This window comes from Microbacterium esteraromaticum, assembly GCF_014084045.1.
GTDB classification, from domain to species: Bacteria; Actinomycetota; Actinomycetes; order Actinomycetales; family Microbacteriaceae; genus Microbacterium; species Microbacterium esteraromaticum_D.
In genome coordinates this window covers 742,800-765,574 of sequence record NZ_CP043732.1, presented here as the reverse complement: position 1 = coordinate 765,574, position 22,775 = coordinate 742,800, and the positions used below count along the sequence as shown (strand labels likewise).

Genomic DNA, 22,775 nt, shown 5'->3' with positions numbered 1-22,775 from the left:
CGCAAGGACCGACCATGACTCGCACCCCTCTCGCCACCTCCCTCGATGAGTACGAGGTCTGGTTCCTCACCGGCAGTCAGCATCTCTACGGTCCCGAGACGCTCGCGCAGGTCGCCGAGCAGTCGCAGCGGATCGCCCGCACCCTCGACGAGGCCGGCGACGTGCCGGTGAGGCTGATCTGGAAGCCGGTGCTCACCGACTCGGCATCCATCCGCCGCATCGTCCTCGAGGCGAACGCCGACGACCGCGTGATCGGACTGGTCGCGTGGATGCACACCTTCAGCCCGGCCAAGATGTGGATCGCCGGGCTCGATGCCCTGCAGAAGCCGCTCGCCCACCTGCACACCCAGGCGAACGTCGAGCTGCCCTGGGCCGACATCGACTTCGACTTCATGAACCTCAATCAGGCCGCGCACGGCGACCGCGAGTTCGGCTACATCCAGACGCGTCTGGGCGTTCCCCGCAAGACGATCGTCGGCCACGCATCCGACCCGCGCCTGCGCGCGCAGCTCGGCACCTGGCAGCGCGCGGCCGCCGGCCTCGCCGCTGCCCGCTCATTGAAGCTCGCCCGCTTCGGCGACAACATGCGCTTCGTCGCCGTGACCGAGGGCGACAAGACCGAGGCCGAGCTGCGCTTCGGCGTGCAGGTGAACACGTGGGGTGTGAACGACCTGGCGGATGCGGTGGCCGCGGCATCCGCGTCGGACATCGACGCCCTCGCCGCAGAGTACGAGGAGCTGTACGACGTCGCCCCCGAGCTGCGCCGGGGCGGCGAGCGGCACGAGTCGCTGCGCGATGGAGCGGCGATCGAGATCGGCCTGCGCTCGTTCCTGGAGGAGGGCGGCTTCGGCGCCTTCACCACCTCGTTCGAGGACCTCGGCGCGCTGAAGCAGCTGCCCGGTCTGGCCGTGCAGCGCCTGATGGCCGAGGGCTACGGCTTCGGCGCCGAGGGCGATTGGAAGACCGCGATCCTGGTGCGCATCGCCAACGTGATGGGAGCCGGCCTGCCAGGCGGGGCGAGCCTGATGGAGGACTACACCTACGACATGACCCCGGGCGACGAGCTGATCCTCGGCGCGCACATGCTCGAGGTGTCGCCGTCGCTGACCACCGCGAAGCCCACCCTCGAGATCCATCCGCTGGGCATCGGCGGCAAGGACGATCCGGTGCGTCTGGTGTTCACTGCCGACCCCGGTCCTGCGGTGGTCGTCGCGCTGAGCGACATGCGCGACCGCTTCCGCCTGACCGCGAACGTCGTCGAGAACGTCGAGCCTCGCGCCGCTCTGCCGAACCTGCCGGTCGGACGTGCCGTCTGGAAGCCCTCGCCCGACTTCACCACCTCCGCCGCCGCGTGGCTGACGGCAGGCGCCGCGCACCACACCGTCATGTCGACGGCGGTCGGCATCGAGGCATTCCGCGATCTCGCCGAGATGGCCGAGATCGAGCTGCTCGTGATCGACGACGACACCACGCTGCCGGAATTCCAGAAGCAGGTGCGCTGGAACCAGGCCTACTACCGCCTCGCGCAGGGCCTGTGAGCGCGGTGGCGACACCGGTCTCGGGTCGGCAGCTGACGCTCACCGGCCACGGCTACGAGGCCGTGATCGCGAGCGTCGGCGCGACGCTGCGCTCGCTGACGCACGACGGGCGCGACCTCATCGTGGCATTCGCGGCCGACGAGGTGCGGCCCGACTACCGTGGAGCGACCCTCGCCCCGTGGCCGAACCGCGTCGTCGACGGTCGGTACGCGTTCGCCGGTGCCGAGCACCGGCTGCCGCTCACCGAACCGGCACGCGGGCACGCCCTGCACGGACTGGTCGGCTGGCTCGAGTTCGCCGACCGCGCGGTCGAGAGCGACCGGATCGTGCTCGTCGCCGTCGTGCAGCCCCAAGCGGGCTATCCGTTCCGGGTCGAGGTCGAGGTGGAGTACCGCCTCGGCGCCGACGGGCTCACGCAGGTGGTCACCGGCCGCAACCTCGGGGCGGATGCCGCCCCGTGGGGCACCGGACCGCATCCCTACCTCGTCGCTGATGCCGTGGGCCCGGAGGCGGTGGATGCCTGGAGGCTCGCGCTGCCGGCATCCGAGGTGCTGACCGTGACGGAGGACCGGCTGAGCCCGATCGCGCTCGAGCCGGTCGATGCGCACCCGCAGTGGGACTTCCGCACGCCGCGGCTGATCGGCGAGACGTTCATCGATCACGCCTTCACGGCGCTCGAGCGCACCGACGGCGTCGCCGAGGTGCTCGTGACCGCCGCCGACGGCACGGGCACGGCGATCGCCTGGGGCGAGGGATGCCCGTGGGTGCAGGTGCACACCGCCGATCTGCCCGCGAGCCCCGCGTCGACCCGTCAGGGCCTGGCCGTCGAGCCGATGAGCTGTGCGCCCGACGCGTTCAACTCGGGCGCCGGCCTGATCGTGCTCGCCCCCGGCGAGGCGCACGAGACCTCCTGGACGATCCGCGCCGTCTGACGCGTGCCGCCCGTGCGACCGCTCTTCGGCGCAGGCAAGCGCCGATCACGTCACGGGAGGCGGGCGGCGTACGCCTCGCGGATGCCGGGGACCGGGTCGTCCACGAGCGGGGGCGCGTCGGAGGCATGCCATTCCGCGCGTGACCCCGTGAGCGCCCAGGCCGCCTGAGCCGCCGCGCCGAGGGCCACGTACTCCTGCGGTTCGGGCACGACCACGGGCACGTCGAACACCTGCGCGGCGATCCGCTGCACGGCCGGGCTCTGTGCCGCGCCGCCGATCAGCAGCACACGGCCGACCTCGACGCCGTGCCCGCGGATCGCGTCCAGACCCTCGGCGAGCCCGCACAGCACGCCCTCGATCGCTGCGCGCGCGAGGTTCTCGCGGGTCGTGCTCGCGAGAGTCAAGCCGAAGAGGGTCGCGGTGGCATCAGGGCGGTTCGGGGTGCGTTCGCCCTCGAACCACGGCTGCAGCACGAGGCCACCGGCGCCGGCATCGGCCGCCAGAGCGAGTTCGCTCAGCCCCGCGTGGTCGACGCCGAGCAGCCGTGTAACGGCATCCAGCACGCGTGCCGCATTCAGCGTCGCGATCAGCGGCAGCCATCCGCCGGCCGCATCCGCGAAGCCGGCGACGGTGCCTGAGGCGTCGCGCACCGGGACATCGGTCACCGCGAACACCGTGCCCGAGGTGCCGATCGACACCACGGCGCCACCCTGCCTGGCGCCGAGGCCCAGAGCGGCACCGGCGTTGTCGCCGGCACCCGCCCCCACCTGCGCGCCGTTCGGACCGGCGACGTGCTCGCCCGGCCCGAGCACGCGCGGCAGGATCATCCCCGAGGCATCGCGGCGCAGCGCCACCGACAGGATCTCGCGGTCGTACCCCTCTGCTCCCCAATAGCCGGTGCCGCTGGCATCCGACCGATCGGTGACCAGCTCGTCGAGCCGCGGATCCTCCCCGGACGGCACGGGACCGAAGCCGCGCAGCCGCCAGGTGAGCCAGTCGTGCGGCAGCGCGACGGCGGCGATGCGCGCGGCCGAATCGGGCTCGTGATCTGCCATCCAGCGCAGCTTGGTGACGGTGAACGATGCCACCGGCACCAGCCCCGTGCGCTGCGCCAGAGCGGGCGCGCCCAGCTCGGCGACCAGGTCGGCCGCCGCTCCGGCAGAACGCGTGTCGTTCCACAGCAGGGCAGGGCGGATCACCTCGCCGTTCACGTCGAGGGCGACGAGCCCGTGCTGCTGCCCTGCGACAGACACCGCCGCGACGTCGGCCATGCCGCCGGCATCGGCGATCGCCGCCTGCAGGGCATCCCACCACGCCTCGGGATCGACCTCTGTGCCGTCCGGATGCGGCGCCCGGCCGGTGCGCACGACGGCGCCCGTCGTGGCATCCGCGATCACGACCTTGCACGACTGCGTCGACGAGTCGACCCCCATCACGAGTGCCATGCAGACATCCTCTCCTCCCGAACCCGGTCCCGTGCTCTCGACGACGGGACGGGGCGTCAGCGAGCGCCCATCAGGTGCTCGGTGGCCAGCTGCTGCAGACGCACGAACCCGAAGCCGTGCCCGCCGACGTATGATCCGGCGTCGAACTCCTCGAATGCGCTGCGGTCGGCGAGCAGGTCGTCGTAGGTCTCACCAGCGGCGAGGGTCGGCGTGCGCAGCTCATCGACCTTCGCCGCGGCCAGTGCCTCCTGCACCTCGGGGTCGGCACGGAACGCAGCCGCGCGCTCCTTGAGCAGCAGGTACATGCGCATGTTCGCGGCCGCAGACTCCCACACGCCGGTCTCGTCCTCGGTGCGGCTGGGCTTGTAGTCGAAGTGCCGGGGGCCGTCGTATGCCGCGGTGCCGTCGGGCCCGCCGTGCTCGAGCAGGTCGACGAGCGAGAACGCGTTCTGCAGATCGCCGTGGCCGAAGACGAGGTCCTGGTCGTACTTGATGCCGCGCTGGCCGTTCAGATCGATGTGGAAGAGCTTGCCGTGGTACAGCGCCTGGGCGATGCCGGCGGTGAAGTTGAGGCCGGCCATCTGCTCGTGCCCGACCTCGGGGTTCAGGCCGACGAGCTCGGGTCGTTCGAGCGACTCGATGAAGGCGAGGGCGTGGCCGAGCGTGGGCAGGAGGATGTCTCCACGGGGCTCGTTGGGCTTCGGTTCGATGGCGAACCGGATGTCGTATCCCTTGTCGGTGACGTAGTCGCCGAGCAGGTTCACCGCTTCGCGGTAGCGCTCGAGCGCCGCGCGGATGTCTTTCGCGGAGTCGTACTCCGCGCCCTCGCGGCCGCCCCACATGACGAAGGTGGTGGCCCCCAGCTCGGCAGCGAGGTCGACATTGCGCAGCACCTTGCGCAGCGCGAAGCGACGCACCTCGCGGTCGTTCGAGGTGAATCCGCCGTCTTTGAACACCGGCGCGCTGAACAGGTTCGTCGTGACCATCGGCACCACGAGGCCGGTGTCGGCCAGGGCCTGCTTCAGGCGGTCGATCTGCTTCTGACGCTCGGCCTCGGTGGACCCGAACGCGAACAGGTCGTCATCGTGGAAGGTGAGGCCGTACGCGCCGAGCTCGTTCAGCCGCTCGACCGCATGCACGACGTCGAGCGCGTGACGGGTGGGGCCGCCGAAGGGATCGGTGCCGTTGTAGCCGATGGTCCAGAGGCCGAACGAGAACCGATCGGCCTTGGTGGGAGTGAGTGCCATGGGAACCGCCTTGTGAGGTAAATGTTGTAGTCAAGAACATATCACCGATCTCCGGTAATGTGGAGGGATGAATGCACGGGTCACGACCGCGGAGGGGCTGAGGCGCACCAATCTCGCCGAGGTGCTTCGTCTCGTGCACCACGGCGGCCCGCGCTCTCGTGCGGCGATCACCGCACTCACCGGCTTGAACCGCTCGACCGTGTCGGATCTCGTGTCGCGACTGGTCGCTGCCGGGCTGGTCGAAGAGCAGCTGCCCGATCCCACGCGGCGGGTGGGCAGGCCATCGCCGATCGTCACGCCGAGCGCCGATGTCGTCGCGATCGGGATCAACCCCGAGATCGATGCGGTCGAGATCGGAGCCGTGTCGCTCGGTGGAGCCGTGCGCCTTCGCGAGCGCATCGAGGCGGATGCGCCGGATGTCGATGCGGCGGTGGCCATCGCCGCGTCGGTCGTGCAGCGGTGGCGTGACGACGCGCTCGGAGGATGCAGGATCGTCGGGATCGGCGTGGCGGTGCCGGGCCTCGTGAGCGCCGACCACGGCCTGGTGCGGCTGGCCCCGCACCTCGAATGGCGCGATGCTGACATAGCCGCCCCGCTGCGGGCGGCACTCGGCCTGCCGGTCGTCGTCGGCAACGACGCCTCGCTCGGAGCGCGGGCCGAGCGGCTGTTCGGCGCCGCTCGCGAGCATGAGGACGTCGTCTACCTCAACGGCGGTGCCAGTGGCATCGGCGGCGGGCTCATCCTGCACGGTGCGCTGATCGGCGGCGCCGGCGGGTACGCGGGCGAATGGGGGCAGACCGGCGCCACCGTCGCGGATGCCGAGGATCGCGCGGCTCCCGGCGGCGTGCTGGAGGACGAGGTCAATCGCGGCCGCCTGCTGCGGTCCGTCGGCGTCACCGCGGCTGATGATGCCGCCCTCTCGGCCGTGCTGGGCTCGTCGCCGGGGCCAGAGGCGGGTGAGGAGGTCGCCAGGCAGCGCCGTATCCTCGCCGCCACGCTGGGCAATGCGGTCAACGTGCTCAACCCGTCGATGATCGTGCTCGGCGGCTTCCTCGCCGTGCTGCGCGACATCGACGCCGCGGAGTTCGACGACGAGGTGCGACGCCGCTCACTCGGCCCTGCCGCGGAGGGACTCGTGCTGGCATCCGCGGCTCTGGGGGCCGACCGCCTGCTCATCGGCGCCGCCGACGCCGCCTTCGACCTCCTGCTCGCAGACCCCCTCGCCTGACAGGGCGCCACCCGGCGACCGGCCCCGGGGAACGTGTTTCTCGAGCCGTTCAGCGCAGACGACGGCAGGATGGAGTCATGAGCAGCGAAGCCGTGATCGTCGATGTCGTCCGCACCCCCGTGGGGCGCGGCAAGCCGGGCGGGATGCTGTCGGGCGTGCATCCCGTCGATCTCGCCGCCGGCGTACTGCAGACGATCCTCGAGCGCAGCGGACTCGAGTCGGGGCAGGTCGACGATGTGCTGCTCGGCTGCGTCAGCCAGGTGGGCGATCAGGCCATGAACATCGCGCGCCAGGCCGTGCTCGCCGCCGGATTCGATGAGACCGTGCCCGCAACGACCATCGATCGCCAGTGCGGATCGAGTCAGCAGGCGGTGCACTTCGCCGCCGCCGGGATCGCCGCGGGCGAGAGCGACATCGTGATCGTCGGGGGAGTGGAGTCGATGAGCCGTGTCCCGCTCGGCTCGTCGGCGGCGGGCGGCTCGCCGATGTCGCCGAGGCTGCGCGAGCGCTACCCCGACGGGCTCGTCAACCAGGGGGTGAGCGCCGAGCTCATCGCCAGGCGGTGGGGCCTCGACCGCGATCGGCTCGACGCCTTCGCGGCCGAGTCGCATGCCCGCGCCGCGCAGGCGTGGCGCGACGGCTTCTTCGAGCGCACCGTGATCGCGGTGCCGGAGGCGCCGGATGCCAGGACCGACGAGACCGTGCGCGAAGGCACCACGCTCGAGCGGCTGGCCGGCCTCCCGGCGTCGTTCCGCACGGATGCCCTCGCCGCGCGCTTCCCCGACCTCGACTGGGCGATCACACCGGGCAACTCGTCGCCCCTCACCGACGGGGCGTCCGCAGCGCTCATGATGAGCGCCGACCGCGCAGAGCAGCTCGGGCTCACTCCGCGGGCGAGGATCGTCGCGCTCGACGTGATCGGCGACGATCCGATGCTCATGCTCACAGGTCCCATCCCGGCGACGCGCCGCGTGCTCGAACGGGCGGGTCTGTCGATCGACGACCTCGATGCATACGAGGTCAACGAGGCCTTCGCATCGGTTCCTCTCGCCTGGGCCGCCGAGCTCGGCGCCGATCCCGCGCGGCTCAACCCCCGCGGCGGAGCGATCGCACTCGGGCACGCCCTCGGCTCATCCGGCACCCGGCTGCTCGGCACGCTGATCGACCACCTCGAGAGCACGGCCGGACGCCTCGGGCTGCAGACCATGTGCGAGGGCGGCGGCATGGCGAACGCCCTCATCCTCGAACGCCTCTGAGCGCCGCCCTTGACTCTGCCCCGGGGCAGGGCCGACTCTGGTGCGGCCGGCGAGAGTCGCCGGCGCGATGAGCGGAATGATGGAGCGCATGCATCTCATGTCGATCGGCGAGTTCGCCCGCGAGGCGGGGCTCACCCCCAAGGCTCTGCGGATCTACGACGATCTGCAGCTGCTGCGTCCCGCAGAGGTCGACCAGAGCAGCGGCTACCGGTACTACGCATCCGATCAGCTCGACGCCGCGCGGCTGATCGCCGCACTGCGCCGGATCGGGATGCCGCTGGCGAGGATCCGCGTCGCGCTCGAGCCACGGCCAGGGGCCGCGGCCGAGGAAGTCACGGCCTTCTGGCGCCAGACCGAGGCGGATGCGCGATCGCGCCGGATGCAGGTCTCCGCCCTCATCGCCGACCTTCGATCGAAGGAGAGCACGATGACGTCCACCCGCACCTTCCGCACCCGGGTCGCCCACGCCCTCGGGCAGGGCGCCCGCGACGCGCAGCTCGATGCTGTGCACGTCGGCGACATCCAGTGGGCGGTCGCCGACGGATTCGGAGGCACGCCGTCGGTCTCGAGCCGGTTCGTCGGGATGCTGGCAGCCGAGCCCCAGCCGATCGGAGACGAGCAGTGGGACGCCCTCGCAGCGGCCTGCGCATCCGGTCTCGACGGCGAGGAGAAGGGGAGCACGTTCACCGCGCTCGCACTGCGCGGTGACATCGCGACGGTGGCGCATCTGGGCGACTCGCGTGCGTGGCTGCTGCGCGACGGATCCCTGCGCCGCCTCACGTCCGACCACACCGAGGTGGCGGCGCTCGTCGAGGACGGGCGGCTCACCGATGAGGAGGCGCGCCTGCATCCGCGACGGGCTGTGCTGAACCGCGCGCTTGCCGCGGGCCTGCCGAGTGATCCCGACGTGACCGGTGTCACGGTGCAGGCCGGCGATCGCCTCGTGCTGACCACCGACGGCGTGCACGCCCTGCTCTCCGACGACGCGCTGGTGGCCCTGCTCTCGGCGGAGACCGCGGCCTCGGCTGTCGAGCGGGTGGTCGACGCGGTGCGCGGCGCCGGCGAGCCAGACAACCACGCGATCATCGCCGTCGACATCCTGAGCTGACGCCCCACACGGAAGGGGAGACCCCCGCCGACCCGATTCGGCGGGGGTCTCGCGGTCTGGGACCGCGGCGGGAGCGTCACGCTCACCGCGGCGCGACTGAGGCAGGCACCCGATCCGGTCAAGCTCTGTAGCCGCGCACAGACAGTTGTACGCGCTGGAGATGACGGCGAGGTGAACGGCAGCCCAATCATCAGTGCGCGGGCGCCGGCGGCATCGGGTTCTCGTCGTGTGCGCCGGTGCAGATGCAGGCGGGATGCACGGATGTCGGCGTGGATCGGGGCATCCTGCCTGCATCCGTATTCTGCGCCGACATGTGTGCGGGGCGAGTCGGGCCGGCGGGGCCGGGCGGGCGGGGCCGGGCGGGCGGGCCGCGGGCCCGGACGGTCCGGCTGGGCGGGGTCGGCGGGGTCGGCGGGCGGGGCGCGGGCACGCGAAGGCGCCGGCCACCCGAGGGTGACCGGCGCCTCCGGTTGCGGTCAGTCCGCGGTGATCACTCCGCCGATGGCGGGGTGACCGAGATCAGCGCTGCGGTGTTGCCCTGCAGAGCCTTCTTCACCGAGATCACCGTGCCGTAGCCCACGCCCGCGTCAGCGGGGTTTCCGCTGCCGAGGATGGTGTTGCCCAGCGCGAGACCGTAGAGGTCGGTGGCAGGCGAACCGTCGGCGTTGACGACGCGGGTGGTGTACGGAGCGTCGCCGACCGACGGCACGACGACCGAGGCGTCGCGCAGGCGGTAGTACAGGTCTTCGCCGCGGACCTCGATGCCAGGCACCCAGCCCTGGTCGTCGGTGAAGGTGCTCACCGGCGACTGCGGGGCGAAGGTGGTGCACGCCTCGTTGTAGTTCGCGTCGACCGAGCAGTCCTTGAACGAGTACGTCGGCTGCAGGCCGAACGCGGCGTTCGAGGTCTGAGCGCGGCTGGAGACGTTCTTCAGCGGCGAGGGGTCCATCTCGGCCTGTGCGCCGGTGCGACGCAGCGGGTCGAAGTGGCTGTCGACGAGCAGCAGACCGCCCTTCGCGCCCCAGCTCGGCAGTGCCGTGTGGTTGTTCGCCACGTGGTTGGTGCTGCCGTAGGTGGTGTCGCGGTACCAGACGAGTGCTCCCGGTGCGTTGTACGGAACCTTCTCGACCTTCCAGGCCTCGTCGCTGTACACCGTGGTGTAGCCGTACTTCAGGCCCTCGTCGAAGCCGTCGAGGTTGCGCCACTCGACAAGGTAGTACTGCGCCTTGATCTGGGTGCCGCTGTCGTGGTGCCATCCGGCTCCGGTGGTGTCGGTCCACGTGCCGACGTTGGCGGTCCAGCCGTTGTCACCCGACTCGACGTCGTCCGACCACACCGTGCTGCCGGCGCTGGTCAGCGCGAAGTCGTCGGCGAACCAGCCGCGCTCCTCGAAGGCGGCATCCGTCGCCATGCGCAGACGCACCTGGACGTCCTGACCGGCGAAGGCCGTCAGGTCGACGTAGTCGTGGCTCCAGCCGCCGCTGGACCCGGTCAGGCCGTACTTCTTGCCGCCGAAGTCCTTCATGCGGCCGTTCGGGTCGCCGTAGCCGTCGTCGGTCGAGACCAGCTCGCCGGCCTCGTTGTAGACCTTCTGCTCGCTCCAGGTGCTGCCGCCGTCGGTCGAGACCTCGACGTAGCCGTAGTCCCAGTCCTCTTCGATGACGTAGTCGTTCCACATCCAGAACTTCGCGTCGGCGGGCACGTCGTCGATCGAGCGGGTGAGGGTGACATCCGCCCAGCTCTGGTCGGCGCCGGAGTACCACATGTCGGAGCCGCTGTGCGGCGTCGAGAGCACGATCTCCTTGTCGGGCAGGTTGACCTTGATGCCGTCCTCGGTGCCCTTCTTGGGGCGCGAGGTCTGACCGACCTTGATGGTGGTCTCGTCATCGCCCGGGTTGACGACCTTCGGGTCGGCCCAGCCGAGCACCCACTTGTCCCAGAGGCCCATGTGGGTCGGCATCGACTGGAAGATGGGGCCGGAGTGCGAGCCCGAGCTCATCAGGTCCCAGAAGTCGATGCCCGAGTCGCCGTTGTTCGACGTGTCGTACAGGTCGGGCAGACCGAGGTCGTGTCCGTACTCGTGGGCGAAGACGCCGACGCCCGAGTCCTCGGGCTGCACGATGTAGTTCGAGATCTTCAGGTCGGTGCCCGGGATCGTGGCGCCTCCGGCAACAGCCGACGAGTGCGCCCAGATCGCGTAGGTGCCCTCGGCCCCGCCGCCACCGGACTTGTCTGCACCGGCGTGCACGAGCACGACGTGGTCGATCACGCCGTCGGGCTCGAGCACGTTGCCGTCGCCGTCACGGTCGCCCTGGTCCTCGATGTCGTACTCGTCCCAGGGGAAGTCGGGGTTGCTGGCCGCCACGGCCGCGACCGCGTCGATGGGCAGCTGGCCGGGTCCGAGCGGGTTGTCGGGGTGGCCCTGCTGGTCCTGAACGGCACCGGCCTCCCACACGCCCTCCTCGTTCTGGTGGCAGACGCTCGCGCCATACCAGCCCTCGGAGTGCGGGACCTGCACCCATTCGGTCGCCGAGCCGCTGAGCGAGTAGGCCCCGCGCGACATCTCCTCGTACATGTTCTTCATGGTGTAGCCCGAGATGTCGAAGCCGGGCTGGCCGTCGGGGCCGGTGAGGTCGGTGCGCACGCGCTCGGTGATGCCCTCCTCGGTGAAGAGCATCTTGTTGTAGTGCTCGCTCGAGAAGTCGGGCACCCACATCGAGTTGTTGTCGAGGTGCTCGGTCTCTGCCGGGTTCGGGATGCCGTTGTGCAGGGTCGGACCCTGCACGCTGCCGAGCTTGCACTCCGTGGAGCCGTACTCGGTGGGCACCTGCACGTTCGAGAAGTCGTCCGTCCCGTTGAACTCGACGAGGATCGTGAGAAGCTTCGCCTCCTGCGTGCCCTTGGACTTCTTCAGCGCCTTCGGGCTCTTGCCCGTCTTGAGCGCCTTCGCCTCGTTCTTCGCGAGCTGCGCCGCGGCCTTGGGGTTGCCCTGGGCGAACTTGCGGTCGTGCTCCGTCGCGCGCTCGAGCGCCTCGCCGCTCAGCGAGCGCTTCGCCTGGCCCTTCGAGTTCGCGATGGGTCCGTCTGCGGGTGCGTCCACGGCGTCGTCGACGCGGGGTGCGACGAGGTTCATGTAGTACTCGTCGGCACCGATCTGAGGTGCCGCCTGCGGCGCCTCCGTGTCAGGCGACGAGGCCGCGGTCGCGGTCGCCCCGCCGAAGGCCGTGAGGCCTGCGGCAGCGATCACGAAGGCGGACGTCGCGGCCACGGCGCGTCGTCGCGCTGGGGCAGTCCGATGTGACATTGCTTCTCCCTTCGGACACCGTCGCGTAGGGATCTCGCGACGGTGCGAAATGAAGCGCCCCGGTCAGGGCGCACAGATAACGGTTTACATGTCGAACCCCGTCAAGGGAAGAGCGCGGTTGCGGAATATCGGCCCGCGCGTGTCGTGGCGGGCGTCTCTGACCGAGATAGTAGGACGCCCTAGTAAATGTTCGGCTCACCGATTAGTCTTGTCACAGTGCCAAAGAAGGTGCAGAGGAGCGTCAGCACAATGACTCGTATGATCCCCCATTTCATAGGCGGAAAGCATGTCGAATCCGCCGGCGGCCGCGTCGCGGACGTCTTCGAGCCCAGCTCGGGGGCCGTGCAGGCCCGGGTGCCGCTCGCCACGACCGATGAGGTTCGCGCTGCGATCGACGTCGCCGAGGCTGCGCAGCCGGAGTGGGCGGCGACCAACCCGCAGAAGCGGGCCCGCGTGCTCATGCGCTTCGTCGATCTCGTGAACCGCGACATGGACGAGATCGCGCGCCTGCTCTCGAGCGAGCACGGCAAGACCTTCGACGACGCCAAGGGAGACGTGCAGCGCGGGCTCGAGGTCATCGAGTTCTGCATCGGCGCCCCCCACCTGCTCAAGGGCGAGTACTCCACGGGCGTCGGCACGGGCATCGACGTGTACTCGATGCGTCAGCCGCTCGGCGTCGTCGCGGGCATCACGCCGTTCAACTTCCCTGCCATGATCCCGCTGTGGAAGGCCGGCCCCGCCATCGCATCCGGCAACACCTACATCCTCAAGCCGAGCGAGCGCGACCCGTCCGTCCCGGTCAAGCTCGCCGAGCTGTTCCTCGAGGCGGGTCTGCCGGCCGGGGTCTTCAACGTGGTGCACGGCGACAAGGAGGCGGTGGATGCCCTGATCACCGATCCGCGCATCCAGGCGGTCGGCTTCGTCGGCTCGACCCCGATCGCCGAGTACATCTACACGACCGCGATCGCCAACGGCAAGCGCGCGCAGTGCTTCGGCGGCGCGAAGAACCACCTCATCGTGATGCCGGACGCCGACCTCGACCAGGTCGCCGACGCCTTGATCGGCGCCGGCTTCGGCTCGGCGGGCGAGCGCTGCATGGCGATCTCCGTCGCCGTGCCGGTGGGGGAGGAGACGGCGGATGCCCTGGCGGCCAAGCTCACCGAGCGCGTGGCCGAGCTGAAGGTCGGCCCCTCGCTGGAGGAGGGCATGGACTACGGCCCGCTCGTCACCAGGGATGCTGTGGACCGCGTCACCGGGTACATCCAGCAGGGCCTCGACGAGGGCGCCACGCTTCTCGCCGACGGACGAGGATTCACCGTCGAAGGTCACGAGGAGGGCTTCTACCTCGGACCGACCCTGTTCGACCACGTCACCACCGACATGGCGATCTACCGCGAGGAGATCTTCGGTCCGGTGCTCGTGATCGCGCGCGCCGCCGACTACGAAGAGGCGCTGGCGATGGCATCCGACCACGAGTACGGCAACGGGGTGTCGATCTTCACCCGCGACGGCGACGCGGCCCGCGACTTCACGGCTCGCGTGAACGTCGGCATGGTCGGCGTCAACGTGCCGATCCCGGTGCCGATCGCGTACTTCACCTTCGGCGGCTGGAAGCGCAGCGGCTTCGGTGACCTGAACCAGCACGGCACCGACGCGTTCCGCTTCTACACCAAGACCAAGACGGTGACGAGCCGCTGGCCGTCGCACGGAGTGCGCGACGGCGCGAGCTTCGTCATCCCCACCATGAACTAGGAACCCACGACGATGACCATGATCAACACCAGCACCGTCACCGCCGAGGAGCGCGAGGCGATCCTCGGCGCCGTGCGCGAGTTCGCCGAGACAGAGCTCGCCCCGTACGCCGCCGAGCGCGACGAGAAGCACATCTTCCCTCGCGAGTCGCTGCACCGGGCGGGTGAGCTTGGCCTGGGCGGCATCTACGTCGGCGAGGAGTTCGGGGGCACGGGCCTGGCCCGCGTCGACACCGTCGCCATCTTCGAGGAACTCGCCAAGGGAGACCCCGCGGTGGCTGCGTACATCTCGATCCACAACATGGTGGCCTGGATGATCGACACGTACGGCGACGACGCCCAGCGCGGTCGGTGGCTGCCCGCGCTCACCGCCATGGAGCAGTTCGGGGGATACTGCCTCACCGAGCCGGGGGCCGGGTCTGACGCCGCGAACATCGCGACCAGCGCCACCCGCGACGGCGACGACTACCTGCTCACCGGCGTGAAGCAGTTCATCTCGGGCGCCGGCGAGGCCGGCGTGTACGTCGTCATGGCGCGCACGGGAGACGCCGGATCGGGCGCGAAGGGCATCAGCGCCTTCCTCGTGCCCGGCGACGCCGAGGGGCTCAGCTTCGGAGCACCCGAGAAGAAGATGGGCTGGCACGCGCAGCCCACCCGACAGGTCATCTTCGACGGAGTGCGCGTTCCGGCGTCCGCCATGCTCGGCGACGAGGGCCGGGGCTTCGCGATCGCGATGTCGGCGCTCAACGGCGGGCGGCTGAACATCGCCGCCTGCTCGCTGGGCGGTGCGCAGTGGGCCATCGAGAAGGCCGTGCAGTACGTGCACGAGCGGGTCGCCTTCGGCGAGCCGCTGGCCGAGAAGCAGTCGATCCTGTTCGCGATAGCCGACATGCGCACCGAGCTGCAGGCCGCGCGACTGATGGTGCGAGACGGCGCGCAGGCCGTCGACGAGAAGGCTCCGGATGCCACGATGCGCTGCGCCATGGCCAAGCGCTTCGCCACAGACGCCGGCTTCGAGGTCGCCAACAGGGCGCTTCAGCTGCACGGCGGCTACGGGTACCTTCAGGACTACGGGGTCGAGAGGGTCGTGCGCGACCTGCGCGTGCATCAGATCCTGGAAGGGACGAACGAGATCATGCGACTCATCGTCGGGCGCGAGATGCTGCGTCCAGCCGGATCGGTGTCGATGCGGAGCGCATCATGACCCGCATCGCCTTCCTCGGGCTCGGCCACATGGGCCTTCCCATGGCAGTCAACCTCGTGAAGGCGGGCCATGATGTGCACGGCTTCGACCTCGTGCCCGCCGCGATCGAGGCGGCGAAGGGCGCGGGCATCCCGGTGGCCGCGAGCGGCGCCGATGCCGTAGCCGAGGCCGAGGTCGTCATCACGATGTTCCCCGCCGGCAGCCACGTCATCGCCGCCTATCAGGACGAGCTGCTCGCCGCCGCCGCACCAGGCACGCTGTTCATCGAGTCGTCGACGATCGCGGTCGACGAGGCGCGCACCGCGCACGAATTGGCGATCGCCGCGGGGCACCGCAACGTCGACGCGCCGGTCTCGGGTGGCGTCGTCGGCGCTGAGAACGGCACGCTCGCGTTCATGGTCGGCGGCTCGGACGACGACTTCGCCGCGGCGCTGCCGCTGCTCGAGGCGATGGGCAAGCGCATCGTGCACTGCGGAGGCCCCGGCCTCGGCCAGGCGGCGAAGGTGTGCAACAACATGGTGCTCGCGGTGTCGCAGATCGCCGTCGCCGAGGCGTTCGTGCTCGGCGAGCGGCTCGGTCTCGAGCACCAGGCGCTCTTCGACGTCGTGTCGCAGGCATCCGGTCAGTGCTGGTCGATCACGACCAACTGCCCGGTGCCAGGACCCGTGCCGACGAGCCCCGCCAACCGCGACTACCAGCCTGGTTTCGCCGGGGCCCTGATGGCGAAAGACCTCGGACTCGCCCTGCAGGCGATCGAGCAGACGGGAACGGATGCCAGGATGGGCCGCCTCGCACAGCAGCTGTACGCCGCGTTCGCCGAGGGCGAGGGCGCGTCGCGCGACTTCTCGGGCATCATCACAGACATCCGCGAGGGCATCGTCTGACGCCTGCCCGGCACTCTGCACAGATGTCCCCGTTCTGCACACGGATTCGGGCGATCGGTGTGCAGAACGGGGAGAAGTGTGCACACGCGCGCGACGACGACGTCCGTCGCGCCTGAGATACTGGATGCGCCGCGCCGGGGCGGCTGAGGGGAGCGACATGTCCGAGTACGAGACGATCCTTGTCGAACAGCGAGGACGGGTGGGCTGGATCACCCTCAACCGGCCGGAGGCGCTGAACGCCCTGAACGGCCAGGTCTCCGAGGAGGTCGCGGCAGCGGCATCCGCCTTCGACGCGGACGACAGCGTCGGCGCCATCGTGGTGACCGGGTCAGAGCGCGCATTCGCCGCCGGAGCAGACATCAAGGAGATGGAGTCGAAGACCGGCGCCGAGATGCTCGACACCGACCACTTCGGCGCCTGGACCCGCTTCGCGGCCGTGCACACCCCCGTGATCGCCGCGGTCTCGGGCTACGCGCTCGGCGGCGGCTGCGAGCTCGCGATGATGTGCGACATCATCCTCGCCGCCGACACCGCCACCTTCGGCCAGCCCGAGATCAACCTCGGCGTCGTGCCGGGCATGGGCGGCACGCAGCGGCTCATCCGCGCCGTCGGCTATTACAAGGCCGCCGAGCTCATCCTGTCGGGACGACTGATCAAGGCCGACGAGGCCGAGCGCATCGGCCTGGTCTCGCGCGTCGTGCCTGCCGCCGACCTGCTCGATGAGGCGACCAGGCTTGCCGAGACCATCGCCGAGAAGTCGCTGCCGTCGCTGTACGCGGCGAAGGCCACGCTGGATGCCGCGATGGAGACGACGCTCGAGGTGGGGCTCGCCATCGAGAAGCAGCAGTTCGCGGCGCTGTTCGACACGGCTGACCAGAAGGAGGGGATGGCCGCATTCCGCGAGAAGCGCCCCCCTCATTTCCAGCACCGATGAGCGCGGCCATGAAAGCACTGCCCGACGACTCCGACCTGACCCTCTCTGAGGACGACCGCCGCGAGCTCGTGCAGTGGACGGTCGCGTGCGCTGAGCGGATGCTGCCGCTCTTCCTCTCCGAGCGTCCGCACGACACCCGCCCGCGAGACGCGCTGGACGCCGCCCAGGCGTTCCTGCGCGGCGAGCTCAGCATCGACGAGGTGCGCGAGCGGGCGTTCGCCTGCCATGCTGCGGCTCGCGAGTCGCGCGACGCGAACGCCATCGCCGCCGCGCGCGTGTGCGGACAGGCCGCAGCCGTGGCGCACATGGCGGGGCATGCCAGGCAGGTGCCGAGGTACACCGCCAAGGCGTTCCCGGGCGACCGGTCGCGCCGCGACGAGGAGCTCGCCTGGCAGCGGATGCGCGTGCCCGAGCGCTTCGACCGCTACGTGTACGACGGCGACTGACCCGCGGCTCGCGCAGCTCGAGACGTACGTTCCGGCACGAGGCGTGCCTTCCGCAGCACTGTCTCGTGCGGGAACATAAGTCTCGCGAGCCGGGTCGCTTGGCGGCGGGCGGCGGGCGTCAGAGGGCGGTGCGCAGGTCGGCGAGTGCCTTCTCGAGGCGGCGCTGACGCGTGGCATCCTGCTTCGCCTCGGCGATCGAGCGCGCGATCTCCTTGCGGCGCGAGTACGCGAGCGCCTCGAAGGCGGCGCGCGCGACGGGGTCCGCCTCGAGCGCGGCGGCCAGCACCTCGGGCACGTCGACGGTTCGCTCCTCGGCATCCGGAGTGATGACCGCGTCGAACTCGTCGCCGAGCTCCACTCCCATCTCGGCGCGCACCGCCTTGCTGAACCCGATGAGGTTCTTGCCGCCCATGCGTGCGAGGCGCAGGCGCGCCGAGCGCTCGCCGATGGCGACGACGACCGGGAACGCCTTGGCGCTGCTCAGCGCGGCGACCTGCTCGTCGTCGAGCACGATCGCACCGGCAGGACCCATCGGTTCGAGGACGGTGCGCAGTCGGAGTTCGCTCATGCCGCTCATCCTAGACAGCCTGCAGCTGACCGGCCACGCGAGCTGACCGGCCCCGTGCGCTGACCTGCCCCGTGAGACTTACCTTCCAGCACGAGGCGGGGGTTCTGGCGCCCCGTCTCGTGCTGGAAGGTAAGTCTCGCGGAGTGCAGTCAGGCGAAATGCGCGCTGATGCCGTCGTTGCGCTCGGTGATCACGTGGATGAGATGACGGCGCATAACGGCGGCGTCGACCAGTCGCCCCAGCGGGCCGAACGGGGAGCGGAACTCGATCGTGTCGCGCATCAGCGTGCCCGCATCGATGGGCTCGAACTCATGCGTGTGCAGGAACGATCCGAACGGCCCTCGTACCTGCCGGTCCCGGAAGCGTCGAGGACGCTCGACGTCGAACACGAGAGAGGTCATCCGGAACCTCAGCCCGAAGTGCCTGGCGCTCCAGGTGATCTGCTCGCCCTCCTCGAGACGCCCGGAGGTGCGGCCCGCTGCCACCCGCTCGCCGTGCGCGCTCTGTGACACGAGATGCAGGCCGACGTCGAGCGAGAGATCGAAGACCTCCGTCGGCGGTGCGGGGACGATGCGCTCGAGCGTGAACGAGGGCATCAGAGCGGGTCGGGCATCAGAGCGGGTCGGGCAGGGGCCGGGGGTCGGTGAAGTCGCCGGCGTTCTTGCGCAGCCGGGCGACGATGCCGACGAGGGATGCCGCATCGCCGGCATCCAGCCCTGGGGACGAGAACACCTCGGTGTTCAGCGCGGCCGTGGCGCGCTCGACGAGGTCACGGCCGGAGTCGGTCAGGGTGAGGAGCGCGGCGCGGCCGTCGTGCGGATGGGGGTCGCGCCGCACCAGGCCGTCGCGCACCAGGCGCTCCGCCGTGCTCGTGAGGCTGGTCGCGTGCACCTGCAGGCGGGCGACGACGCTGGAGAGCGGCAGGGTGCCGGTGCGGCTGAACGCGAGAAGACGCAGCACCTCGTAGCGGGCGAAGGTCACCTGGAAGGGCTTCAGCGCGGCATCCACCCGCGCGAGCAGCAGCTGCTGGGCGCGCATCACCGACGTGACGACGGCCATGCCCTCGGCGGCGTCGGTCCAGCCGTGCGCGAGCCATTGTCTCTTGGCCTCGGCGAGGGGATCGATGGGCAGGGGACGGGGACGGGCCATGGATCAACGGTATAGGCAACCGGCCGACCAACGTTCGGGACTCAGTATCATGTGAGTTGAGACCTGATTCCACAACATCGCGCGGGTAGGATCGATCCTGCGTGAGGGAGGTTCAATGAAGATCTACGTCCTGGTGAAGGAAGTCCCCGACACCTACGGTGACCGAAAGCTCGACCTCGAGACAGGTCTGGCGGATCGGGCGGCGGGTGAGGTGGTGCTCGATGAGATCACCGAGCGCGCACTCGAGGTCGCCCTGTCCTACGCCGACAAGAACCCCGGCACCGAGGTCGTGAGCCTGTCGATGTCGCCCGAGTCGGCGACGGCATCCGTGCGCCGCTCGCTCGCGATCGGTGCGGCAGCCGCCGTCCACGTCGTCGACGAGGAGCTGCGCGGAGCCGACCTCACCCTCACCGCGGAGGTGCTCTCCGCCGCGATCCGCCGCGGAGAGCCCGACCTGGTCATCACGGGCAACCTGTCGACCGACGGCTCGGGCGGTGTCATCCCCGCGATGCTCGCCGAGCACCTCGGCTACGCGCAGGCGACCGCGCTGAGCGCCGTCGAGATCGGCGACGGGCAGCTCACCGGCACCCGCACCGGCGACGCCGGCACGCAGGAGGTCACGGTGCCGCTTCCGGCCGTCATCTCGATCACCGAGGCGCTTCCGGATGCCCGCTTCCCGAACTTCAAGGGCATCATGGCCGCGAAGAAGAAGCCCCTCGAGGTGCTCTCGCTGGCCGACCTCGGCGTCTCGGCCGACCCCGCCGCAGCTCCCCGCACGATCATGACGACCGTGTCCGAGAAGCCCCCGCGCGCCGCGGGAGTCAAGATCACCGACGAGGGAGACGCCGCGGCGCAGCTCGTCGAGTTCCTCGCGCAGAACAGGCTGGTGTGACATGGCGTACCCCGAGAAGTCGATCCTCGTCCTCGTGGACGTCGACCCGTCCGGCGGCGCGGCCAGCAGCACCGCCGCGCTGATCGGCGCGGCCTCGACGGTCGGAGCTCCCGTGGCGCTGATCGTCGGCGGCACGCAGGCGGCGACCGATGCCGCCGCTGCGGCGGGCGCGCAGGTCATTCTCACGGCGACCGGCGACGCGTCCTCGCTCACCGTGCCCGTCGTCGACGCGCTGCAGGCGGCGTTCCGCCAGGTGCAGCCGGATGCCGTGCTCGTGTCGAACTCGATCGCCGGGCGCGACGTGGCCGGCCGCCTCGCGGTGCGCGAGAGGCTCGCGCTGTCGGTCGACGCGATCGGCGTCTCGCGTGACGAGGAGGGTGTCACCGCGCAGCACTCGGTCTACGGCGGCTCGTACCTCACCGACTCGGCGCCCACCTTCGGAGCCCCCGTGATCACCGTCCGCCAGGGCGCAGTCGACGCACGTGCCGAGGCGGTCGCCTCGCCTGCGGTCGAGGAGCTCTCGGTCACGGCATCCGGTGCTGCGGTCGCCACGGTCGGCGAGGTCGCCGAAGAGGAGAAGACCTCCTCGCGTCCTGAGTTGCGCGGAGCCACCCGGGTCGTCTCGGGCGGGCGCGGTCTCGGCTCGAAGGAGAAGTTCGTGCTCGTCGAGCAGCTCGCCGACGCCCTCGGCGCAGCTGTCGGCGCGTCGCGGGCCGCGGTCGACGCCGGATACATCCCGTATGCGCATCAGGTCGGCCAGACCGGCGTCTCGGTGTCGCCGCAGCTGTACATCGCACTCGGCATCTCGGGCGCGATCCAGCATCGCGCCGGCATGCAGACGGCGAAGACCATCGTCGCGATCAACAAGGACGGCGAGGCCCCGATCTTCGACGTCGCCGACTTCGGCATCGTCGGCGACGTGTTCACGGTCGTGCCGCAGCTGATCGAGGCGCTCGAAGCCCGGAAGAAGTGATCATGGCCGCATCGATCCGTCGCGGCCTCCCGCGGGTGAAGGGCGGGGAGCCCTGGCCTCCCGCCACCGAGATCGAGGCATCCGCCCCCGTCGGCGAGGCGGCGCCTCTCGAGGCCCCCGCGGTGACGCCCACCGAGGCGTCGACAGCACGGGAACTCGCCGAGAGCACGGCTTCTTCGCGTGCACAGGCGGTGCAGTCGCCGACGTCCCGTGCTCTCGACGAGAGTGCGAGGACGGGGAGTCCGGATGCTGGAGGGCGTGCGGTCGTGAGCCTGCGGCGCGGGCTGCCACGAGTGGCGGGCGGAGAGCCCTGGCCTCCTGCGGACGCCGCATCTGTGGCATCCGCCCCCGCCGTCGCCGCGAACGCGGCCGCACCCGCCCCCGTGGCGTCGAGTGCACGGGAACTCGCCGAGAGTACGGCTTCTTCGCGTGAACAGGGCGCGCAGTCGGCGACGTCCCGTGCTGTCGACGCTCAGGCGGCGCAGGCACCGGCAGCAGCGCAGGCAGCAGCAGCGGATGCGGGAGCCGCTGCGCGCCGTGGGCTTCCGCGCGTGCCGGGCGGGGAGCCGTGGCCTCCGGCCGGCACCACCCGTGCGGTCGCCACGCAGCCCGATGTCGCCGCGCAGCCGACGGTCGCCGTGCAGCCCGATGTCGCGGCCGCCGAGCAGATCGGGGCCCCGGTGGCCGCATCGACCGCGCAGGAGTCGGCGGCAGTCGCGACGAGGTCCGATGTCTCGACGCCCCTGCCCTACCCGCGCACCGTCTGGCAGGGCCGGGCTCCACGGCACGCAGCCGAGCCGCTGCCCGAGCCCTCACCGCTGCGCCCGACCTGGCCGCAGGCCATCGGAGGGCTGCTGGGGTTGGCATCCCTCGGGCTGCTGGCGGTCGCCGCCGTCTTCCTCGTCCGCACCTTCCTGAGCCTGCCCTTCATGCAGGACTTCCTCGTGACCTACCCGGGCGAGTACCACCCGGCCGTCGAGGTCGAACCCGGATTCGCTCCGTGGGCGAACTGGGCGCACTTCTTCAACATGTTCCTGATGGTGCTGATCATCCGCTCGGGTCTGCGCGTGCGCAGCGAGAAGCGGCCCACCGTGTTCTGGGCTCCGCGCGGCGACAGCAAGGGCAAGATCAGCCTCACGCTGTGGTTCCACCAGGCGCTCGACCTGCTGTGGATCATCAACGGCGTCATCTTCGTTGTGCTGCTGTTCACCACCGGCCACTGGGCGCGCATCGTGCCCACCAGCTGGGAGGTCTTCCCGAACGCGCTGTCGGCGGGTCTGCAGTACGTCTCGTTCGACTGGCCCACCGACAACGGGTGGGTGAACTACAACAGCCTGCAGCAGCTGGCCTACTTCGTCACCGTGTTCATCGCCGCGCCCCTCGCCATCGCCACCGGGTTCCGGATGTCGGGGCTGTGGCCCAAGAAGGCCGAGAAGCTGTCGAAAACGTACCCCGTCGAGTGGGCACGTGCGCTGCATTTCCCGGTGATGCTGTACTTCGTCGCGTTCATCATCGTGCACGTCGCGCTCGTGTTCCTCACCGGGATGCTGCGAAACCTCAACCACATGTTCGCCTCGCAGGGCTCGGTCGACGGCGTCGCGTACGCCGCCGACTGGACCGGCTTCTGGGTCTTCGTGCTCGCGATCGCGGTGATCGCGGGTGGCTGGTTCGCTGCCCGTCCGCTCGTGCTCGCGCCGATCGCCAAGCTGTTCGGGCAGGTGTCCGGCCGCTGACCCGGGCTCCCGGCCGCCGGTCCGGCATCCCGGTGCCCTCTTGTCGTCCTCGCCCCTCTCATCGTCTTCGCCCCCTCTGATTCGCGTGATTCAGAGGGGGCGAGGTAGTTCAGAGGGGGCGGAAACGTTCGACGGCGAGGTGTTCAGAGGGGGCGGAAGCATCGGGGGAGAGAGGGTCTGGAG

19 protein-coding genes are annotated in these 22,775 nt (G+C 70.4%); 13 read left to right on the top strand and 6 right to left on the bottom strand.

Annotated elements, in window-relative coordinates:
* Positions 1-14 precede the first annotated feature (14 nt).
* Positions 15-1,538 (top strand): L-arabinose isomerase, encoded by a 1,524-nt coding sequence (gene araA, locus FVO59_RS03720; protein WP_182254788.1) that lies wholly within the window; start codon positions 15-17, stop codon positions 1,536-1,538.
* A gap of 5 nt (positions 1,539-1,543) precedes the next feature.
* Positions 1,544-2,470 carry an aldose 1-epimerase family protein gene (locus FVO59_RS03715; RefSeq protein ID WP_182254786.1) on the top strand — a complete coding sequence of 309 codons (927 nt, stop codon included), beginning with the start codon at positions 1,544-1,546 and terminating at the stop codon, positions 2,468-2,470.
* 50 nt (positions 2,471-2,520) lie between these two features.
* Here the strand turns inward: FVO59_RS03715 and xylB are convergent, their stop codons facing one another.
* Both xylB and xylA read right to left on the bottom strand, forming a co-directional pair.
* A complete protein-coding gene (xylB, locus tag FVO59_RS03710; RefSeq protein WP_182254784.1) occupies positions 2,521-3,915 on the bottom strand; it encodes a xylulokinase in 1,395 nt (464 codons plus the stop codon).
* A 56-nt stretch (positions 3,916-3,971) separates the two neighbouring features.
* Positions 3,972-5,162, bottom strand: a complete 1,191-nt coding sequence (gene xylA / locus FVO59_RS03705) for a xylose isomerase (protein WP_182254782.1) — start codon at positions 5,160-5,162, stop codon at positions 3,972-3,974.
* 67 nt (positions 5,163-5,229) lie between these two features.
* On the opposite strand from xylA, the gene FVO59_RS03700 reads away from it, so the two are divergent.
* From FVO59_RS03700 to FVO59_RS03690, 3 genes are all read left to right on the top strand, one after another.
* On the top strand, positions 5,230-6,390 hold the full coding sequence (locus FVO59_RS03700) for an ROK family transcriptional regulator (RefSeq protein WP_182254780.1): 1,161 nt from the start codon (positions 5,230-5,232) through the stop codon (positions 6,388-6,390).
* Between the two features lie 77 nt (positions 6,391-6,467).
* On the top strand, positions 6,468-7,646 hold the full coding sequence (locus FVO59_RS03695) for a thiolase family protein (RefSeq protein ID WP_182254778.1): 1,179 nt from the start codon (positions 6,468-6,470) through the stop codon (positions 7,644-7,646).
* Positions 7,647-7,734: 88 nt separating this feature from the next.
* The gene (locus FVO59_RS03690) at positions 7,735-8,754 is read left to right on the top strand and encodes a MerR family transcriptional regulator (RefSeq protein WP_182254776.1); all 1,020 of its coding nucleotides are present in this window, start codon (positions 7,735-7,737) and stop codon (positions 8,752-8,754) included.
* A gap of 490 nt (positions 8,755-9,244) precedes the next feature.
* Here FVO59_RS03690 and FVO59_RS03685 read toward each other — a convergent pair whose 3' ends face one another.
* On the bottom strand, positions 9,245-12,022 hold the full coding sequence (locus FVO59_RS03685) for an immune inhibitor A domain-containing protein (RefSeq protein ID WP_259363419.1): 2,778 nt from the start codon (positions 12,020-12,022) through the stop codon (positions 9,245-9,247).
* A gap of 285 nt (positions 12,023-12,307) precedes the next feature.
* On the opposite strand from FVO59_RS03685, the gene FVO59_RS03680 reads away from it, so the two are divergent.
* The 5 genes from FVO59_RS03680 to FVO59_RS03660 all read left to right on the top strand — a co-directional run bounded on the left by FVO59_RS03680 (position 12,308) and on the right by FVO59_RS03660 (position 17,277).
* The gene (locus tag FVO59_RS03680; RefSeq protein WP_182254767.1) at positions 12,308-13,810 is read left to right on the top strand and encodes a CoA-acylating methylmalonate-semialdehyde dehydrogenase; all 1,503 of its coding nucleotides are present in this window, start codon (positions 12,308-12,310) and stop codon (positions 13,808-13,810) included.
* A gap of 12 nt (positions 13,811-13,822) precedes the next feature.
* Positions 13,823-15,013, top strand: a complete 1,191-nt coding sequence (locus FVO59_RS03675) for an acyl-CoA dehydrogenase family protein (RefSeq protein WP_182254765.1) — start codon at positions 13,823-13,825, stop codon at positions 15,011-15,013.
* The gene (gene mmsB, locus FVO59_RS03670; RefSeq protein ID WP_182254764.1) at positions 15,010-15,897 is read left to right on the top strand and encodes a 3-hydroxyisobutyrate dehydrogenase; all 888 of its coding nucleotides are present in this window, start codon (positions 15,010-15,012) and stop codon (positions 15,895-15,897) included. The genes FVO59_RS03675 and mmsB overlap by 4 nt, the downstream gene beginning before the upstream one ends.
* Positions 15,898-16,054: 157 nt before the next feature.
* A complete protein-coding gene (locus FVO59_RS03665) occupies positions 16,055-16,831 on the top strand; it encodes an enoyl-CoA hydratase-related protein (RefSeq protein WP_182254763.1) in 777 nt (258 codons plus the stop codon).
* Positions 16,832-16,839: 8 nt separating this feature from the next.
* Positions 16,840-17,277: a putative immunity protein gene (locus FVO59_RS03660; protein ID WP_220465695.1), complete on the top strand. Its 438-nt coding sequence runs from the start codon at positions 16,840-16,842 to the stop codon at positions 17,275-17,277.
* Between the two features lie 118 nt (positions 17,278-17,395).
* Here the strand turns inward: FVO59_RS03660 and FVO59_RS03655 are convergent, their stop codons facing one another.
* From FVO59_RS03655 to FVO59_RS03645, 3 genes are all read right to left on the bottom strand, one after another.
* Entirely contained in the window at positions 17,396-17,845 is a 450-nt protein-coding gene (locus FVO59_RS03655; protein ID WP_182254759.1) for a YdeI/OmpD-associated family protein, read from the bottom strand.
* 149 nt (positions 17,846-17,994) lie between these two features.
* Entirely contained in the window at positions 17,995-18,441 is a 447-nt protein-coding gene (locus FVO59_RS03650; RefSeq protein ID WP_182254757.1) for an SRPBCC family protein, read from the bottom strand.
* A gap of 16 nt (positions 18,442-18,457) precedes the next feature.
* Positions 18,458-18,994 (bottom strand): MarR family winged helix-turn-helix transcriptional regulator, encoded by a 537-nt coding sequence (locus FVO59_RS03645; protein ID WP_182254755.1) that lies wholly within the window; start codon positions 18,992-18,994, stop codon positions 18,458-18,460.
* A gap of 115 nt (positions 18,995-19,109) precedes the next feature.
* Between FVO59_RS03645 and FVO59_RS03640 the strand changes: the two genes are divergently transcribed.
* Genes FVO59_RS03640 through FVO59_RS03630 form a run of 3 tightly spaced genes read left to right on the top strand, consistent with a single transcriptional unit; the run spans position 19,110 to position 22,592 of the window.
* On the top strand, positions 19,110-19,886 hold the full coding sequence (locus FVO59_RS03640) for an electron transfer flavoprotein subunit beta/FixA family protein (protein WP_182254753.1): 777 nt from the start codon (positions 19,110-19,112) through the stop codon (positions 19,884-19,886).
* Between the two features lies 1 nt (position 19,887).
* On the top strand, positions 19,888-20,859 hold the full coding sequence (locus tag FVO59_RS03635; protein WP_182254751.1) for an electron transfer flavoprotein subunit alpha/FixB family protein: 972 nt from the start codon (positions 19,888-19,890) through the stop codon (positions 20,857-20,859).
* Between the two features lie 2 nt (positions 20,860-20,861).
* A complete protein-coding gene (locus FVO59_RS03630) occupies positions 20,862-22,592 on the top strand; it encodes a cytochrome b/b6 domain-containing protein (RefSeq protein ID WP_182254749.1) in 1,731 nt (576 codons plus the stop codon).
* Positions 22,593-22,775: the final 183 nt, after the last annotated feature.